The sequence below is a fragment of the uncultured Maricaulis sp. genome, from assembly GCF_963975345.1.
Taxonomy (GTDB): Bacteria; Pseudomonadota; Alphaproteobacteria; order Caulobacterales; family Maricaulaceae; genus Maricaulis.
The window spans coordinates 28,724-47,064 of record NZ_CAXBGE010000008.1 but is presented as its reverse complement, the minus strand read 5'-3'; the positions used below and the strand labels follow the sequence as shown (position 1 = coordinate 47,064).

The following is an 18,341-nucleotide window of genomic DNA, read 5'->3' as shown; positions in this document are numbered from 1 at the left end:
GACTTCGGGATTCGACGGGCGGTGTGTTCGTGGTGATCGTGACGGTTTGACGGGAGAGGCGGCAATGAGCGCGAAACAGCCCTTTGTGCATCTACGTGTCCGTTCACCCTATTCCCTGCTCGAAGGCGCGATCCGGATTCCGACCTTGGTCGAGGCCTGTCTGGCGCAGGACATGCCGGCGGTTGCGCTCACCGACACCAATAATCTCTACGGCGCCCTGGAGTTCTCTGAATATGTCGCGGCGGCGGGCATTCAGCCGATCATTGGCTGCACGCTCTCCGTCAGGCTCGGCGTGCCGCATCCCGGGGAACGCGCGGGTCCCGACGGCACCATCGCACTCCTGGTCCAGAACGAGGCCGGATACCAAAATCTGATGGCGCTCTCGAGCGCCGCCTTCCTCGATGTCGATGGCACCGAGGAACCGCATGTGCCGCTCGAAGTCGTGTTGGCCCATGCTGAAGGGCTGATCGCACTAACCGGCGGGCCTGATAGCGCGCTCAACCGCCTGATCGTCTCCGGCCGCAAGCCCGATGCCTCAGCCCTGCTCGACAAGCTGCACGCCGCTTATGGCGACCGGCTCTATCTGGAACTGCAGCGGCACGGTCTCGCCGATGAGCTCGAGGCCGAGAACTGGCTGGTTGAGCAGGCCTATGCCCGCAATCTGCCGCTGGTGGCGACCAATGAGGCCTATTTCCCGGACGCCTCGATGCACAAGGCGCATGACGCGTTGCTGTGCATTTCCCAAAGCTCCTATGTCTCGGTGGCGGATCGCCGCCGCGTCACACCTTTGCATTATCTCACCAGCCCGGACGAGATGAATGCGCGTTTTGCCGATTTGCCCGAGGCGCTCGCCAACACGATCGAGATCGCGCGACGCTGTGCCTTCCGGGTCCGGACGCATGCGCCGATCCTGCCCAGCTTTCCGACCGAGGCCGGACGCGATGAGGGGGATGAACTGACGGCGCGCGCTCATGAAGGCCTGACCCTGCGCTTGGCCGAAGGCGCCGACTCGGCACCGGAGGAAGACTATCGCGCACGGCTCGATTTCGAACTCAATGTCATCAAGGAAATGGGCTTTCCTGGCTATTTTCTGATCGTCTCCGATTTCATTCAGTGGGCGAAACAGCATGATATCCCGGTCGGGCCGGGGCGGGGGTCTGGCGCCGGATCACTGGTCGCCTATTCATTGACCATCACCGATCTGGACCCGTTGCGGTTCGGCTTACTGTTCGAGCGCTTCCTCAATCCGGAACGCGTGTCGATGCCCGATTTCGACGTCGATTTCTGCCAGGAACGGCGCGGCGAAGTGATCCATTATGTCCAGGAGCGCTATGGCGCTGACCGGGTCGCCCAGATCATCACATTCGGCACGCTGCAGGCCCGTGCCGTGGTGCGCGATGTCGGGCGCGTGTTGCAAATGCCGCTCGGCCTGGTCGACCGGCTCGCCAAAATGGTGCCGGCCAATCCGGCCAATCCCGTCACCCTCGGACAGGCGCTTGATCTTGAACCGCGCCTGAAAGAGATGCAGCGCAATGATCCCGCTGTCGCGGCGCTGCTGGAAGTCGCGCTGAAGCTGGAAGGCTTCTTCCGCAACGCCTCGACCCATGCCGCCGGTGTTGTGATCGGCGACCGGCCGCTGAGCGAGCTGGTGCCACTCTATCGCGATCCGCGCTCTGACATCCCGGCGACCCAGTTCAACATGAAATGGGTCGAGCCGGCCGGGCTGGTGAAATTCGATTTCCTTGGCCTCAAGACCCTGACCGTGATTGCGCGGGCGCTACAATATGTGGCGGTGGCGGGCAAGGATGTGCCGGATCTTGAACGGATCGAATTTGATGACGGTCCGACCTTCGAGCTTTTGGCGTCGGGTCATGCGATCGGCGTGTTCCAGCTGGAATCCACCGGCATGCGCGACACGCTGAAGAAGATGAAACCCGATCTGATCGAGGATCTGATCGCGCTGATCTCGCTCTATCGCCCCGGCCCGATGAAAAACATCGATGTCTATGTCGACCGCAAATTCGGCCGCGCCGAGGTTGACTGTCTCCACCCCGATCTCGAGGGCGTGCTGAAGGAGACCTATGGCGTCATCATCTACCAGGAACAGGTGATGCAGATCGCCCAGATCCTGTCGGGCTATTCGCTCGGCGAGGCCGATCTGCTGCGCCGGGCGATGGGCAAGAAGAAGAAAGAGGAGATGGACCTGCAAAAGGCCCGCTTCCTCGAAGGCGCCGAAGCGCGCGGCGTCAACCGCGCCAAGGCCGGTTATATCTTCGAACTAGTGGCTGAATTTGCCGGCTATGGCTTCAACAAGTCCCACGCCGCAGCCTACGCCCTGATCGCTTATCGCACCGCCTATCTGAAGGCCAATTACCCGGTCGAATTCATGGCCGGGCTGATGTCGCTCGATCGTGCCAATACCGACAAGCTCTCCGCTTTCTTCCAGGAAATTCGCCGGATGAAGATCGAGGTGCGGCCGCCCGACGTGAATTCCTCGCACGCCGATTTCACCGTCGAGGAGGGCACGATCCGCTTTGCCCTCGGCGCGATCCGTAATGTCGGCTTCGCGGCGATGGAGCATATCGTCGAGGAGCGGGTGGCAAATGGTCCATTCAAGGACCTCTATGATTTTGCCGAACGGATCGATCCGCGCGACGTCAACAAGCGCACCTTCGAAAATCTGGCCCGCGCTGGCGCTTTCGACAGCCTCGATCCCGACCGGGCGCGGGTGTTCGGTGCCGCTGAAACCCTGATCTCAATGGCGCAGCACGCAGCCGAGCAGCGCGAAAGCGCCCAAGCCAGCCTGTTCGGCGGCGGCGATACCGATGTCGCTCTGGAGCGTCCGACCATCCCGGAACGCGAGCCCTGGACCGCAACCCAGCGGCTGGATGGCGAACTGGCCGCAATCGGCTTTTATCTCTCCGGCCATCCGCTCGATGATCTGGCCGATCAATTGGCGCAGCGCGGGGTGGTGTTCTTCACCGATGCCCCGGCGCGCGTCGCCGATGGCGCGACGGCGCTGCGACTTGCTGGCGTGGTGCGGCGGCGCCAGGAGCGGGTCTCCAACAAGAATGGTGAACGCTTCGCTTGGGTCACCCTTTCGGACCCGACCGGCGAGTTCGAAGTCTTCGTCGCCGCTGATCTGTTGCAGGCGTCGCGCGAATTGCTGGATGCCGGCACCGCCATTCTGGTCAATTGCCGCGTCGATTCCCGTGAAGACCAGATCGGTTTCTTCGCCGACCGGATTGATGCGCTCGACACGCAGTTTTCGGCGGATGGCCTGCGAATCCGGCTCGACAATGTTGGGGCGCTATCGGGAATCCAGGCGCGGATGGAGCGGGCCGACACCCGTCCTGATGCCCAGCGCCGGGCCGTGGTTCAGTTGTTGGTGCCGCTACGCGATGGGGGCGAAGTTGAGCTGAAACTGGCCGGCCGGCATTGCGCCGATGCCGCTGTTCAGGCGGCGCTGAAAGCCGTGCCGGGCGTTGCCTCTGTCGAAACCGTCTGATCGAGGCGCGCCACTGTGTCGGGGGCATGTTGAACCGCTTGCTATTGGCTGGCTTCAAACGTATAAGCCGCGCCATCCCGCACGCGGAGCTCGGAAGGTGTCAAAATCTTTCGCTCCGGTGCCGTTCGACGTCGAACGGCTCCGCTCCGTGGAGGCCAACCGGAAAAAGGATTTAACGATGGCACTCCCTGATTTCTCCATGCGTCAGCTTCTCGAAGCTGGCTGTCACTTTGGTCACCAGACCCACCGCTGGAACCCGAAGATGAAAGATTTCATCTTTGGCGAACGCTCCAACATTCACATTCTCGATCTGTCGCAAACCGTTCCGCTGCTGCACCAGGCCCTGGTGAAAGTGCGCGATACGGCAGCCAAGGGCGGCCGCGTGCTGTTCGTTGGCACCAAGCGTCAGGCTTCCGAGCCGCTGGCCCTGGCGGCCAAGCGTTGCGCCCAGTATTACGTCAATCACCGCTGGCTTGGCGGTACGCTGACCAATTGGCGCACCATCTCTTTCTCCATCGCGCGCCTACGTGAGCTGGAAGGCATGTTCGACAGCGAAGGCGGCCTCGGCGGTCTGACCAAGAAAGAACAGCTGATGTTGACGCGCGAGCGCGACAAGCTCGAGCGTGCGCTCGGCGGTATCAAGGACATGGGCGGCGTGCCGGACCTGATGTTCGTGATCGACACCAACAAGGAAGGCATCGCCATCCTGGAAGCCAAGAAGCTTGGCATTCCCGTGATCGCCATCCTCGACAGCAATTCCGATCCAGACCTGATCGACATGCCAATCCCGGGCAATGACGATGCCAGCCGCGCGATCTCACTCTATTGCGACCTGATTGCCGATGCCGTCCTGGACGGTATGACCGACAGCCAGATGGCGATGGGCGTTGATATCGGTGAAGCCGAAGCGCCAGTCGAGCTTCTGGTCGAAGAAGCTGCTGTCGAAGTGGCGGCGCCTGAAGCCGCTGTTGAAGCCGCTCCAAAGGCTGCGCCAAAAGCCGCTGCCAAGGCTGCTCCAAAAGCTGCCCCGAAGGCTGCTGCCAAAGCCGCTCCAAAAGCGGCGGCCAAGCCTGCTCCGGAGGCTGCCGCCGAGGTTGCCGCTGAGCCTGCCGCCGAGGCCGCGACCGACACTTCGTCCGACTCTGACAAGACCGACGCGTAAAGCTTCGATCACACCACAAGACTATCACACCACAAGACTCAGGAGATACCGATGGCTGCGATTACTGCTGCTCTCGTGAAGGAACTGCGCGAGAAGACCGGCGTAGGCATGATGGATTGCAAGAAGGCGTTGACCGAAAACGATGGCGACATCGAAGCGTCAATCGACTGGCTGCGCAAAACCGGCCTGTCCAAAGCCGCCAAGAAGGCCGACCGCATCGCTGCGGAAGGTCTCGTCGCGGTTGCGACTGATGGTGGGACCGGCGCGGTTGTCGAGCTGAATTCGGAAACGGATTTCGTTGCTCGCAATGTCGCCTTCCAGAATACCGCTGGCGAAATCGCCAAGCTGGCCCTGACGGCCGGCGGTGATATCGAGGCCATCAAGGCCGTGAAAATGGCGTCGGGCAACACGGTTGCCGACCATTTGACCAATCTGATCGCGACGATCGGCGAGAACATGTCGGTGCGTCGCGCCGCCGTGGTCACCGCCAGTCCCGGCGTCGTTGCCAGCTATGTCCATAATTCCGTCGTCGATGGCATGGGCGCACTGGGCGTGATCGTCGGTTTGAAATCGACCGGCGATGCCGACAAGCTCAATGAGCTTGGCCGCAAGATTGCCATGCATATCGCGGCTGGCGCACCGGCTGTCGCACTCTCGGTTGATGTTGACGGCGTCGATGCCGCCATCGTCGACAAGGAACGCGAAGTGTTCTCCGCCCAAGCTCGCCAGTCTGGCAAGCCTGAGAGCATTGTCGAGAAGATGGTCGAAGGCCGGATCCGCAAATTCCTCGAAGAAGTCGTGCTGACGAAGCAGACCTTCGTGATGGATCCCGATCGTACGATCGAAAAAGTGGTGGCTGATGCCGCCGCCGAACTCGGCACCACGATTGAAATCACCGGCTTTTTCCGCATGGCCCTCGGTGAGGGTGTGGAGAAGCGTCCGGAAGAGGATTTCGCCGCGGAAGTCGCCGCCGTTTCCGGCAAAGCCTGACAATAGCAGAGCGCCGGCGCTTTCAAGCGCCGGCGCTTTGTATATGCTGCGCCTGTGACCGATTCATCTGCATCCTCGCCTCAGGGCCCCGCCGCCACGCCGCGTTTTCGCCGCGTGCTTCTGAAAGTGTCCGGTGAAGCCCTGATGGGCGCCCGCACTAACGGAATTGATCTCGAAACCGCCAGCCATATCTCAGGGCAGGTCGCTGATGCGGTCGCCGCCGGGGTTGAGGTCTGTCTCGTGATTGGCGGCGGCAATATCTTCCGCGGTCTGTCCGGCGCTGCCAAGGGTATGGACCGCACCGCCGCCGACTATATGGGCATGCTCGCAACGGTGATGAATGCACTGGCGATGCAGAGCTCGCTCGAGCGCATTGGCGTCCAGACGCGGGTTCAGTCTGCCATTCCGATGACGACGGTGTGCGAGCCCTATATCCGGCGCCGCGCCATGCGGCATATGGAAAAGGGCCGGGTGGTGATTTTCGCTGCCGGCACTGGCAATCCCTATTTTACCACCGATACCGCCGCCGCCTTGCGGGCTGCGGAAATGGGTTGCGACGCCCTGTTCAAGGGCACGCAGGTCGATGGCGTCTACAGCGCCGATCCCAAGACCCATCCCGACGCTGAACGCTATGACCGGCTCGATTATCTCGATGTTCTATCGCGGGACCTGCGGGTCATGGACGCCTCGGCTGTGTCCTTGATGCGTGAAAATGCCATTCCGATCGTCGTGTTCGATATTCATCAGCCCGGCGGGCTGGTGAATGTGCTGTCGGGGCAGGGCGTGTGCACCATTATCGGCAAGGTGCGCTCCGAAACAGCCGGCAGCGAATAGCAAGGGAAGACAGAGCCATGAGCGACGCGACCGATTATGACGAGGACGATCTGAAACGCCGCATGGCCGGTGCCGTTGAGTCTCTGCGCAAGGAATTTGCCGGCTTGCGGACCGGGCGTGCCAGCGCTGGCTTGCTTGAGCCGATCCGCGTCGAGGCCTATGGCTCGCCGACGCCGCTGACCCAGCTGGCAACCGTATCCGTGCCGGAATCGCGCATGATCACCGTCTCGGTCTGGGACCGCGCTCTGGCACCGGCTGTCGACAAGGCGATCCGAAACTCCCCGCTCGGTCTCAATCCGATCATGGAAGGCCAGATGTTGCGCATCCCGATCCCGCCCCTCAATGAAGAGCGCCGGGCCGAGATCGCCAAACTGGCCGGCGGTTATGCCGAACAGGCCCGTGTCGCGGTGCGCAATGTCCGCCGCGATGGCATGGACGGGCTCAAGAAATTGGAGAAGGACGGCATTCTGTCCGAAGACGAACAGAAGTCCTTTGCCGAGGATGTCCAAAAGTTGACGGACGACGCTATCAAGCGCATCGATGAGAGCCTGAAAGCCAAACAAGAAGAGATCATGCAGGTTTGATCGGCCTGCACGGCGGAGCGAGACCATGAGCGAGGACGTCTCCGCTCTCAGTCCGGGGCCCAGGCATGTCGCCATTATCATGGACGGCAATGGCCGCTGGGCGAAGGCGCGTGGTCGTCCACGGGCATTTGGCCATGCGCGCGGGGTTGAAGCCGTACGGCGCGTCGTGGAAAGCGCCGGCGATATGGGCGTGCGCCATCTCACCCTGTTCAGCTTCTCAACCGAAAACTGGAACCGGCCCGCCGATGAAGTCGGCGCCCTGTTCGAACTCCTGCGCCGTTATGTGGAAGCGGATTTGGAAACGCTGAAGGGCCGCGGCGTGCGCATTCGCATCATCGGGCGCCGGAACGATCTCAGCGATGACCTTCGGGCCATTATCGAGCGCGCTGAAACCGGCACGCGGCACAATGTGGGCTTCCATCTGACGATTGCCTTCAATTATGGCGGCCGCGATGAGATTGTCCGCGTCGCCCGCGAACTGGCTCGCGCTGCCAAGGCGGGCGAGATCGATCCCGACGTGATCGATAGTGAAGCCTTTGCTGCCCGGCTTGACACCGATGATTTGCCCGATGTTGACTTGGTGATCCGTACCAGTGGCGAACAGCGCATCTCCAACTTCCTCCTCTGGCAAGCGGCTTATGCTGAATTGCTCTTCCTCGATGTGCTCTGGCCTGATTTCGAGTCGAAGCATTTGGCGGCCGCGATCGAGACCTTCCAGCAGCGTGAACGCCGCTATGGAGGGCTTGATGCTGGCGCGGCGTGATCCGGTCTTTCGCCGGCGCCTGATTTCAGCGCTCCTATTGGGGCCGCTGGCGCTGGCCCTGCTTTGGTATGGCGATCTGCCCTTCACCGCCTGGGTCGCGGCCTTCGCAGCGGCAATGGCGTGGGAGTGGATTCAAATGTCCGACCCTGAAGCGCCGCCTGTCGCGTATGCGATCGCCTGCGCCACTGCCTCCGGCACGGTTCTGCTTGCCGGGCAGACCGGTATTGGCGACGCTGTCCTTTGGGGTGCGGCCGGGACACTGGCGAGCGCGGTCGAACGTTGGCGTCGCGGCTGGTCGGTGGAAGTGATCGGTGTGCTTTACGTCTCGCTGGCTGCCGGATTACTGGCCGCGATGCGCGCCAGCCCGGCGCACGGGCTGGAATCGGTCATCCTCCTGTTTGCCATCGTCTGGGCCGCTGACAGCCTGGCCTATCTGGTCGGAACCTGGATTGGCGGACCCAAGCTCCTGCCACAAGCCAGCCCAAATAAGACCTGGTCTGGTTTTCTGGCCGGTCTTGCTGCCGGCATTGCGGCCGGAATCGCGGCGGGGGTTGTGTTTGGGCTTGATCCGGTACGCACGGGCTTGTTTGCCGCCATAGTCGCCACCGCATCGGTCGCAGGCGATCTTTCAATGTCGATCTTCAAACGCAGCTTTCACGTTAAGGATTCCGGAACGCTGATTCCGGGCCATGGAGGCGTGCTCGACCGGGTCGACGCGTTGATGCTGGCGGTGATCGCGGCTGTGTTCACCGAGCGCTTCTTGCCGCTTGGCTGGGTGGCGTCATGACCGCCGCGCGCCGCATTTCCGTGCTGGGTGCCACTGGGTCTGTCGGTGTGGCAACGCTCGACCTGATTGAGCGTGCCGAACCGGGCACGTTTGATGTTGTCGCGCTGACGGCCAATCGCAATGCCGCTGCGCTGGCCAAGTTGGCGATCCGGCATCGGGCGGACTATGTCGCAATTGCCGATCCGCGTGCGGCAGCAGAGCTGCGCGAAGCCCTCGCTGGCCATCCGGAGATCGAAATCGGGACGGGTGATACGGCAGTGAGTGAAGCGGCGGCCCGTCCGGCCGATTGGACCATGGCGGCGATTGTCGGTGCTGCCGGGCTCAAACCGACGCTGGAAGCCTTGCGTCAGGGCCGCGCGCTCGCCTTCGCCAACAAGGAATGTCTGGTTTGCGCGGGTGCGCTGTTCATGCGTGAGGCGGCGGCTTGCGGAACACGGCTTCTGCCGGTGGACTCCGAGCATAATGCCGTTTTCCAGGTATTTGACTTTGAGCGCCGTGAGGCGATCCGCGCCATCACGCTGACCGCGTCCGGCGGCCCGTTCCGCACCTGGTCCCTCGAGCGAATGCGCACGGCCCGGCGTCAGGATGCGTTGGCCCACCCGACCTGGGAAATGGGCGCCAAGATCACGATCGACAGCGCGACCATGATGAATAAGGGCCTCGAAATTATTGAAGCCTGCTGGTTGTTCGATTTGACGCCGGACCGGGTCGAGGTGGTGGTCCATCCACAATCCATCGTCCATGGCCTGGTGGAATACCGCGATGGCAGCGTGTTGGCGCAATTGGGCTCGCCCGACATGCGCACACCGATCGCCAGCGCACTGGCTTGGCCGCAGCGGATGCGCGCGCCTGTCGAGCGCATGCGGCTGGGTGATATCGCGCGGCTGGATTTTGAAGCGCCGGATGAGGTCCGCTTTCCGGCGCTGCGCCTGGCGCGCGAAGTGATCGCTGCGGGCGGCATTGCGCCGGCCGTCTTTAATGCCGCCAACGAGATCGCCGTCGCCGCCTTCCTTGAGGAACGGATCGGTTTCCTTGACATTGCGGCCAGCGTTGAAGAGGTTCTCGAACGCAGCCTCGCAGATCCCGACATGCCTCGCGGCGTGGAGTCGTTCGACGATGTCTATGCCATTGATGCGCGATCGCGCGAACTGGCACGCAATTTGATAGCGACCAGTGGACAATCCAAAGCGCGGATACCTTCAATATGAGCCTGATTGGCAGCGGCTTTCTGACGATTTTCTCCTTCGTCTTTCTGATCTCCATCGTGGTGGTGATTCACGAGCTTGGCCATTACTGGGCCGGGCGCATTTGTGGCGTGCATGCCGAAGCCTTTTCGATGGGGTTTGGCCCGACTCTTTTCTCCTGGCGCGACAAGCAGGGCACGGTCTGGCGCATCGCGGCTTTTCCGCTCGGCGGTTATGTCAAATTCCTTGGCGATGCGGGGGCGGCCAGCGAGCCGGATGAGGCCAAACTCGCCGAAATTCGCGAACGCATGGGGCCAGACGCGGAGAAATGTTATCATTTCAAACCGATCTGGCAGCGAGCCTTTATTACGGCGGCGGGTCCGATCGCCAATTTCATTCTCGCGATCACGATTTTTGCGACGCTCGCACAGTCGCTCGGCGTCAATTATCTGGAGCCGGTGGTCGGCGGTTTTACCGAAAACTCGGCAGCCGAAGAGGCGGGTTTTTTGCCGGGTGACCGCATTACGGCAATCAATGCCCAGCAGGTGACCCGCTTTCGCGACATAACCAGTGAAGTGAGTTGGCGGCCCGGTGAACGCTTGACGTTCCAGATCGAGCGCAATGGCGAAACCCTCGTCCTGCACGCGGCTGCCGCCCTGACCACCGTTGAGGACCCTTATGGTGGTGAGCGCCAGATCGCGCGACTGGGAATTCAGTCCAATGGCGTTGCCCTGCGCCGAACGTTCAATCCGTTCACCGCAATCGGCTATGGCATGGACCAGACCTGGACCGTGGTCTCGATGACCGGTCGCTATGTCAGCTATGTCGTGACCGGGCGGTCGCCGCCAACCATGCTCAACGGACCGCTGGGCATTGCGACTACGGCTGGCCAGACCGCGATGGCGAGCGTCGAGCGCGGGTCAGATGCGGCGCAGAGTGTGTTTTTGCTGCTGATAAATCTCGTTAATCTCGCCGGCTTTCTGTCGGTCGGACTGGGTTTAGTGAATCTTTTGCCGATACCGATCCTCGACGGCGGCCATCTGGTGTATTACGCCTATGAGGCGGTTGCACGGCGTCCTTTAAGTATGAAGGCGCAGGCGATCGGTTTTCGTGTGGGTCTTGCACTTGTCCTCGGGATGATGCTTGTAGCGACCTGGAATGACCTGAATTATCTGCTCGGCCAGATTTTCTGACCGGGCCCAACGAGCGGCGATTTTCAATGGTAAGTGTTCTGCGCGTTCTTTTCGCTGGCCTGATGGCTGTTGGTCTGTCGGCGACCGTGGCAGCGCAACCAGCCCCTCCGCAATCGCCGGAAGCGACGGTCGAAGCCCCTGTGGCGCAGCCGGTGATCCGGCAGATACTGGTTGAGGGCAATCAACGCGTCGAAATCGACACCGTGCTCTCCTATCTGTTGATCCAGCCTGGCCAGGTCGCCGATGAGCGACTGACCAATCTGTCGATCCAGACCCTGTTCGCGACTGGCCTGTTCTCAGACGTTCAGATTGAAAATCGCGGCGAAATCGTCGTGGTTCGGGTGATGGAAAACCCGATCATCAACCGGGTCGTGCTTGAGGGCAATCATGCGATCGACGACGAGAAGATTACCGACGAGATCCAGGCTCAACCGCGCGCGATCTTCACGCGCGCCCGCGTCCAGTCGGACGTGCAACGCATCATTGAAGTTTATCGCCGCTCCGGCCGATTCGCCGCGACGGTAACGCCGAAAATCGTCGAACAGCCGCAAAACCGGGTCGATTTGATCTTCGAAATTTCCGAAGGCCCGATCACCGGGGTGCGCCGGATCAATTTTATCGGCAATCATACCTTTTCCGATGGCCGCTTGCGCCGTGAATTGGTGACACGGGAATCGCGTTGGTGGCGGTTTTTGGGGTCCAATGACAATTATGACCCTGACCGGCTGGAATATGATCGCGAACTGCTGCGCCAATTCTACCAGAATCGCGGCTTTGCGAACTTCCGGGTGCTCTCCGCTGTGGCAGAACTCACGCCGGACCAGGAGTCCTTCTACATCACCATCACGATCGATGAGGGCGAGCTCTATAATTTTGGCTCGGTGACGGTCAGCACTGAGATTGAAGATCTCAACGAGGATTTCCTCGCGGCCATCCTACCTGTCAGGGAAGGCGATATTTTCCGCGGCGAGCTGATCGAGCAGAGTATCGACTCGCTGACCTTTGCTGCCGGAGCGTCGGGCTATGCCTTCGTCAATGTGCGGCCGATTACCCACCGTGATCGCGATACCCGCACCGTCGAAGTCGAATTCGTGATCGATGAGGGTCCGCGAGTCTATATCGAGCGGATCGACATTGCAGGCAACACTCGCACTCTGGACCGAATTGTCCGGCGCGAGCTGGATATCGTCGAGGGCGATGCTTTCAATCAGGTTCTGGTTGATCGCTCGCGCAATAATATTCGCCGTCTCGGCTTCTTCGAGGACGTGACGCTTGAGGAAACGCCCGGCTCTTCACCAGACCGGGCGCGGGTGCGGGTCCAAGTCACCGAGCAGCCGACCGGCGAGCTCGCTTTCGGGGCCGGGTTCTCATCCACTGATTCCTTCCTGGTCGATTTGTCGATCTCCGAGCGAAATCTGCGCGGTCGCGGTCAATTCCTGCGCTTCCGCGTCTCGGTCAGCGGCGTGCGTGAAACGATCGATGTGCGCTTTACTGAGCCGCGTTTCCTGGATCGAAATCTGGCGGCTGGTTTTGACCTGTTCCGGGTCAATTCCGACTTCCTATCTGAAGCGTCTTTCCGGACCGCCTCGACCGGGGGCAGCCTGCGACTCGGCTTTCCGGTAACGGCGCAGGCGAATCTGCAATTGCGCTACACGCTGCGCACAGACGACGTCCAAGTGTTCACCACTGCGTCGCAGGCGTTGCGCGACCAAGCGGGTAGCCGGGTCACTTCGGTTCTGGGGTATTCGCTCAACTGGTCGCGGCTCGACGACCCGATTGAACCCCATAACGGTTTCCGTTTTCAGTTCAGTCAAGATTTCGCCGGATTTGGGGGCGATGTTCGTTACGTCCAGTCGGAGTTCAGCGGTTCTTTCTTCAAGGGCTTGTTCGGAGATGTCGTTGCAAGCTTCAATATGAATAGTGGTTTTATCCTGCCTTGGAGCGGTGATTCCGTCCGAATCAATGACCGTTTCTTTAAGGGCGGCAGTTCGTTCCGCGGCTTTCAGGTGGCTGGCGTTGGGCCTCGCGTCGTGAGCCGGGACCCCGTTACCGGTAACCTGATCCGTCGTGACGCGCTGGGTGGCAGGCTTTATGCAATCGGGTCATTGGAAGTCAATTTCCCGCTCGGTCTGCCCGAGCAATACGGTGTGCGCGGCAGCGTGTTCACCGAGTTTGGTACCTTGGGGTTGCTTGATTCAAGCGATCAGATTGATGAAGTCACGGGGCAGGCATTCACCGTGGACGATCTGGCGCTGCGGGCATCTGCCGGGGTCAGCATATTCTGGGATTCACCTTTTGGTCCGGTTCGTTTCGACTTTGCACAAGCCTTCATGCGTCAGGAATATGACAAAGCCGAATTCTTCCGTTTCAGTACTCGTACAGGGTTCTAACATAATGAAATCTTTCAAATCTCTCTTCCTTCTTCCAATCCTCTTGGTCGGATTGGCCGCTCCGGCCATGGCCCAGCAGAATATCGCTGTGATCAACGAGCAGCGTGTCTTGCGCGAAAGCGTTGTCGGTCAGCACATCCGCACTCGCCTTGAAGCGATCGGTACGGAAGTTCGTGCCGAGTTGACAGCGATTGGCCAACCGATTCAGCAACAGACTGAGCAGTTGTCGGCCGAAACGGCGTCGATGACGCAGCAGGCGATCCAGCAGCGTCCCGACCTGATGCAACGTATCGAGTCGCTCAATCAGCAGGCGCAGCAATTCGAAACTGAGCGTCGGCGCCGCGAGCAGGAGCTGCAGCAGACTGAACGTCAGGCGATGCAGCCCGTTTATGAAGCCCTCAACCCCATCCTCGAGGAAGTGGTTGCACAGCGTCATATCGACATCCTGATTGATCGTTCTAATCTGGTTTTCGCTGGCCCGACCGTAGATATCAGCGATCCGGTGATCGCGTTGTTGAACGAACGCCTTCCTACGGTGCCGGTCAATCGCGTTCGCTTGCCTGAAGGCGCTCCAGCTGCAGCTGCGCCTCAGCAATAAACGCGTCAGGACAAGCCCTTGGCAGACCAACGGTTCTATGAGGCGCTTGGCCCACTGACTATCAAAGAGATCGCCGCACTTTCGGGTGCGGCGATTTCTGATTCTGCGGCGGCTGACACCGTCGTGGACGACGTCGCACCACTGGAGCAGGCCCAACCAGGGAAATTGAGCTATGCCGAATCGGGCAAGGTGCTCGACGAAATGGGCTTGGATGCCCTGGCTGGTGTCATTCTGATTGTCCAACCCGTGCTTGCGGCTCAAGCGGCGCCGCTCGGTGCGATCATTCTGGCACACGCCGCGCCGCGCCAGGCCTTTGCCCGCATCGGCTCAAAACTGTTTGCCGTGCGCCGTTTCGAAGCCGGACCAAACTGCCATGCCGATGCGCAATGTCATCCGACAGCTTCTGTCGCGCCAGGCGCGGTCATTGGCGCCGGCGCGGTGATTGGGGAGGGGGCCCGGATCGGGCCCAATGCCACAATTGGGCCGGGGTGCCGGATTGGTCGCCACACATTGATCGGCGCCAATGCCAGCGTGAACTGCACCGACATCGGTGAATACTGCAATATTCTTGCGGGTGCCGTGATTGGTGAGGCCGGGTTCGGTGTCGCAATATCGGGCGGAGCGGTGATTGACGTCCCGCATCTGGGCACAGTGCGTGTGGGGGATCACGTGACTATCGGAGCCAATTCGACGATTGATCGCGGCGTGTTCGGGGAGACCCGGATCGGCGATGGCTGCAAGATCGATAATCTCTGCCATATCGCGCATAATGCCCAGATCGGTCAGGCCTGTTTGATGCCGGCCTTTGCCGGTGTTTCGGGCAGCACGGTGATTGGTGACGGCGTCATGTTTGGCGGCCGGGTCGGGGTCTCCGATCATGTCGTGATCGGTGCAGGCGCCAAGATCGGTGCCAATTCTGCCGTGATGGGCGATGTCCCGGCTGGTGAAACCTGGGCCGGTGCACCGGCGCAGCCGATCCGTCAGCACATGCGTGAAATCGCCCAGTTGCGCCGCATGGTGCGCGCGGGCCAAAAACCGAAACCGGGGGACGTGAAGGGTGACTGACCGCATCGAAAATGCCGAAATCCTCAAACTCCTGCCCCATCGCTATCCTTTTCTGTTGATCGATGCGGCGGAAGACTATGTCGCCGGGCAGTCCATCACCGGGATCAAGGCGGTCACCGCCAATGAGCCCTTCTTTCCCGGCCATTTTCCGGGCAATCCGGTCATGCCGGGCGTTTTGATGATCGAAGCGATGGCCCAGACCGGTGCGGTCTTGATGTACAAAACGCTTGAGGCTTCACCCGATAGCGCAACGGTTTTCTTCGTTGGTGCCGATAAGGTCAAATTCCGCTTTCCTGTCCGCCCGGGCATGATGTTGCGGCTGAATGTCGTCGTGGTCGCTGCCCGCCATGGCCTGTTCAAATTCCGTGGCGAAGGTTTCGCCGATGGCAATAAGGCCGTTCAGGCCGAATTTTCCGCGAAGGCGATTGCACACTGATGGAAGCGTCCAGAATTCACCCAACCGCCATTGTTTCGTCTGATGCCAAGCTTGGCGCTGATGTCGAGATCGGCCCGTTCTGCATCGTCGGGCCGAATGTGATCCTGCACGACCGCGTCCGGCTGGTCTCGCATGCGACGGTCGATGGGTATACCGAGATCGGCGATGACTGCGTCCTCTATCCGGGCGTTCACCTGGGCCATCCGCCGCAGGATTTCAAATACCAGGGCGAAGAAACCTGGCTGATCCTCGGCCAGCGCAATATCATGCGCGAGGGTGTGACGATGCACCCCGGCACTGCCTTCGACAAGGCGCGCACCGTGGTTGGCAATGATTGCTACTTCATGGCCGGCTCGCACATCGCCCATGACTGTATCGTTGGCGACCGCGTTGTGCTGGCCAATGGCGCCCAGATCGCTGGTTCATCGCAGATCGGTGATCATGTCATTTTTGGCGGCCTCTCAGGCATGGTCCAGAAAACCCGTGTGGGCCGCCACGCCTTCATCGGTGCGATGACCAAGGTCGCTGCTGACGTGATCCCCTACGGCTCGGTCAATGGCAATGACGCCTATCTGGTCGGCCTGAATGTAGTCGGGTTGAAGCGCCGCGGCATGCCGCGTGACGCGCTGCGCGATTTGCGCGCCGCTTACCGGCTGTTATTCGCGGAGGAGGGCACCTTCCAGGAACGGCTCGCCGATGCCAGTGACCTCTACTCGCATAATGATCATGTGATGGAGATTATCGCCTTCATCCGCGCCTCCTCGAAGCGTGCGCTTTGTATGCCCCATGCCTGACCAGCCAAAATGGACCCGGCTTGGACTGATTGCCGGTGGCGGCGATCTACCGGTCGAGATCGCCCATGCCATGGCAGGCATGAATCCCTTCATCGTGCGGGTCAAAGGCTTCGGCACCGATCCCTTCGAGGGCTTTGAGAGCGTCGAGAAGTCGATTGGCCAAATCGGCGGCATCCTCAAGGCGCTCAAGGGCGCGGGCTGTGATGCGCTGTGTTTTGCCGGCTATGTCAAACGCCCGGACATGAAAGATCTGCAGATGGACGCGCGTGGCCTGGTGCTGGTGCCCAAGGCGCTCGCGGCTGGCCGCAAGGGCGATGATGCCATCTTGCGCGTGGTGATCGACGAGTTCGAACAGGCCGGCCTGACCGTGATCGGCGCCAATGACGTGCTCAAATCGCTCGCGCCCGGCGCCGGGCTTTTGACCCGGACCGGCCCGTCCGAGGCGGACCACTCCGATAGCGCCAAGGCGCTCGCTACGGCGCGGCATATGGGTGAGATGGATATCGGCCAAGCTGCTGTTGTGGCCCATGGCGTCATCCTTGCCGTTGAGGCGCAGGAGGGCACCAATTCCATGCTCGACCGGCTGGTTGACCTGCCCCAGCATTTGCGTGGCACGGCCGGGGCGCGAATGGGCGTTCTGGCCAAGGCACCCAAGCCGATCCAGGAGCGGCGCATTGATCTGCCGACTATCGGGCTGGAAACCGTCGAGCGCTGCGAGCGGGCCGGTCTCGCCGGTATCGCGCTGGAAGCTGGCAGCGCGTTGATCGTCAATCGCGACGCGGTGATCGCGGCACTGGATGCCGCCGGCATGTTCCTGCTCGTCGAGGATGTCACGCCATGACCGCGCCAGCGCTGGTCTACATCGTTGCCGCTGAACGCTCCGGTGAACTGCTCGGCGCCGATCTGATCCGTTCTTTGCGCAAAGCGCGCGGCGAGAACATCGCCTTCGCCGGCGTCGGCGGTGCGGCCATGGCCGCAGAAGGCGTCCCGACGGCTGTCGATATCGATGGCCTGGCGATCATCGGCTGGATTGATGGATTGCTCGCTTACAGGCGGGTCAAGGAGCGCGTCGCGCTGACCGTGGCCGATATCATCGCCCGCAAGCCCGATGTCGTCGTCCTGATCGACTCTTGGGGCTTCATGCTGCGGGTCGCGCTCGGGGTGCGTGACGCCGATCCGTCGATCAAGCTGATCAAATATGTCGGCCCGCAAGTCTTCGCGACCCGGCCGGGCCGCGCCAAGACGCTGGCCGCGACCGTCGACCATTTGTTGTCCATCGTCAGTTTCGACGCACCATTTTATACCGAGTTCGGCCTGCCGGTGACCTTCGTTGGCAATCCGACTCTGGAACGCATGACGGTGGGCGATGGCGCCGCCTTCCGCGCCCGCCATGGTCTCGCACCGGAGGCACAGGCCATGCTGCTGTTGTTCGGCAGCCGGCCATCGGAAATTCGGCGCATGTATAATGTTCTGGTGCGGGCGGTCGAACGCGTCCTGAGCCATCGCCCCGATTTGAAGATTGTCATCGTTCTGGCCGAACCGGTTGCGCAAATCGTGCGGGAACGCTTGAAGATCGATACCCGCATGCCCAACGATATCATCATTGTCGACGAGGCCGAGAAAGCCGACGCTTTTGCTTCGGTGGATCTCGCGCTGGCCTGTTCCGGCACGGTGATTACCGAGCTGGCCACGACCGGCGTACCAACCGTGGCCGCCTATCGGCTCGGCTGGATCACCTGGGCGCTGATCCGCATGCTCAATGTGATGAAATCGCCCTATACGACTCTGGTGAACATGGCCTCGGACTCCAATCTCGTCATCGAACACGTCCAGACCCGTTGCACGTCTGATCGGCTGGCGTCTGCGAGTGAAGGCCTGTTGGCATCACCGGAGCGACGGCGCGAGATCGGCCAGGCGCTGCGCGCCGCGACTGACGAGATGCGCGGCGAGGGCAAGGCGTCAGACCGCGCCGCTGAGATCGTGCTGCAATACCTGCCTGCGGCCTGATTTTTCGGAGCCAGAAACAAAAAAAAGCCACCCCGAAGGGTGGCCT

Annotated in this window: 16 protein-coding genes; all 16 read left to right on the top strand. The window is 61.2% G+C overall.

The genetic code is table 11. The features are described 5' to 3' along the window. The first annotated feature begins 64 nt into the window (after positions 1-64). The 16 genes from dnaE to lpxB all read left to right on the top strand — a co-directional run bounded on the left by dnaE (position 65) and on the right by lpxB (position 18,295). The gene (gene dnaE / locus AAC029_RS09975; RefSeq protein WP_339747024.1) at positions 65-3,508 is read left to right on the top strand and encodes a DNA polymerase III subunit alpha; all 3,444 of its coding nucleotides are present in this window, start codon (positions 65-67) and stop codon (positions 3,506-3,508) included. Between the two features lie 178 nt (positions 3,509-3,686). Further along, positions 3,687-4,670, top strand: coding sequence for a 30S ribosomal protein S2 (gene rpsB / locus AAC029_RS09970; RefSeq protein WP_339747022.1), 984 nt, complete (start codon positions 3,687-3,689; stop codon positions 4,668-4,670). Between the two features lie 51 nt (positions 4,671-4,721). Next, positions 4,722-5,660 (top strand): translation elongation factor Ts, encoded by a 939-nt coding sequence (tsf, locus tag AAC029_RS09965; protein ID WP_339747020.1) that lies wholly within the window; start codon positions 4,722-4,724, stop codon positions 5,658-5,660. A 54-nt stretch (positions 5,661-5,714) separates the two neighbouring features. Beyond that, complete coding sequence (pyrH, locus tag AAC029_RS09960) at positions 5,715-6,494, top strand: UMP kinase (protein WP_339747016.1); 780 nt, start codon at positions 5,715-5,717, stop codon at positions 6,492-6,494. Between the two features lie 17 nt (positions 6,495-6,511). Further along, entirely contained in the window at positions 6,512-7,078 is a 567-nt protein-coding gene (gene frr, locus AAC029_RS09955) for a ribosome recycling factor (RefSeq protein ID WP_339747014.1), read from the top strand. A gap of 25 nt (positions 7,079-7,103) precedes the next feature. Then, on the top strand, positions 7,104-7,841 hold the full coding sequence (locus tag AAC029_RS09950; RefSeq protein WP_339747012.1) for an isoprenyl transferase: 738 nt from the start codon (positions 7,104-7,106) through the stop codon (positions 7,839-7,841). Continuing rightward, the gene (locus tag AAC029_RS09945; RefSeq protein WP_339747010.1) at positions 7,825-8,628 is read left to right on the top strand and encodes a phosphatidate cytidylyltransferase; all 804 of its coding nucleotides are present in this window, start codon (positions 7,825-7,827) and stop codon (positions 8,626-8,628) included. Before AAC029_RS09950 ends, AAC029_RS09945 begins: the two co-directional genes overlap by 17 nt. After that, positions 8,625-9,836, top strand: a complete 1,212-nt coding sequence (gene dxr, locus AAC029_RS09940) for a 1-deoxy-D-xylulose-5-phosphate reductoisomerase (protein WP_339747008.1) — start codon at positions 8,625-8,627, stop codon at positions 9,834-9,836. The genes AAC029_RS09945 and dxr overlap by 4 nt, the downstream gene beginning before the upstream one ends. Further along, the gene (locus tag AAC029_RS09935; RefSeq protein WP_339747005.1) at positions 9,833-11,005 is read left to right on the top strand and encodes a M50 family metallopeptidase; all 1,173 of its coding nucleotides are present in this window, start codon (positions 9,833-9,835) and stop codon (positions 11,003-11,005) included. The genes dxr and AAC029_RS09935 overlap by 4 nt, the downstream gene beginning before the upstream one ends. A gap of 62 nt (positions 11,006-11,067) precedes the next feature. Beyond that, on the top strand, positions 11,068-13,395 hold the full coding sequence (gene bamA / locus AAC029_RS09930; RefSeq protein ID WP_339747003.1) for an outer membrane protein assembly factor BamA: 2,328 nt from the start codon (positions 11,068-11,070) through the stop codon (positions 13,393-13,395). Between the two features lie 4 nt (positions 13,396-13,399). After that, complete coding sequence (locus AAC029_RS09925) at positions 13,400-13,993, top strand: OmpH family outer membrane protein (RefSeq protein ID WP_339747000.1); 594 nt, start codon at positions 13,400-13,402, stop codon at positions 13,991-13,993. An 18-nt stretch (positions 13,994-14,011) separates the two neighbouring features. Continuing rightward, positions 14,012-15,058 carry a UDP-3-O-(3-hydroxymyristoyl)glucosamine N-acyltransferase gene (gene lpxD / locus AAC029_RS09920; RefSeq protein WP_339746998.1) on the top strand — a complete coding sequence of 349 codons (1,047 nt, stop codon included), beginning with the start codon at positions 14,012-14,014 and terminating at the stop codon, positions 15,056-15,058. After that, a complete protein-coding gene (fabZ, locus tag AAC029_RS09915; RefSeq protein ID WP_339746996.1) occupies positions 15,051-15,494 on the top strand; it encodes a 3-hydroxyacyl-ACP dehydratase FabZ in 444 nt (147 codons plus the stop codon). Before lpxD ends, fabZ begins: the two co-directional genes overlap by 8 nt. Then, positions 15,494-16,288, top strand: coding sequence for an acyl-ACP--UDP-N-acetylglucosamine O-acyltransferase (gene lpxA / locus AAC029_RS09910; protein WP_339746992.1), 795 nt, complete (start codon positions 15,494-15,496; stop codon positions 16,286-16,288). The genes fabZ and lpxA overlap by 1 nt, the downstream gene beginning before the upstream one ends. Further along, positions 16,281-17,129, top strand: a complete 849-nt coding sequence (gene lpxI / locus AAC029_RS09905) for a UDP-2,3-diacylglucosamine diphosphatase LpxI (RefSeq protein ID WP_339746990.1) — start codon at positions 16,281-16,283, stop codon at positions 17,127-17,129. Before lpxA ends, lpxI begins: the two co-directional genes overlap by 8 nt. Next, a complete protein-coding gene (gene lpxB / locus AAC029_RS09900) occupies positions 17,126-18,295 on the top strand; it encodes a lipid-A-disaccharide synthase (protein WP_339746987.1) in 1,170 nt (389 codons plus the stop codon). Before lpxI ends, lpxB begins: the two co-directional genes overlap by 4 nt. The last annotated feature ends 46 nt before the right edge of the window (positions 18,296-18,341 follow it).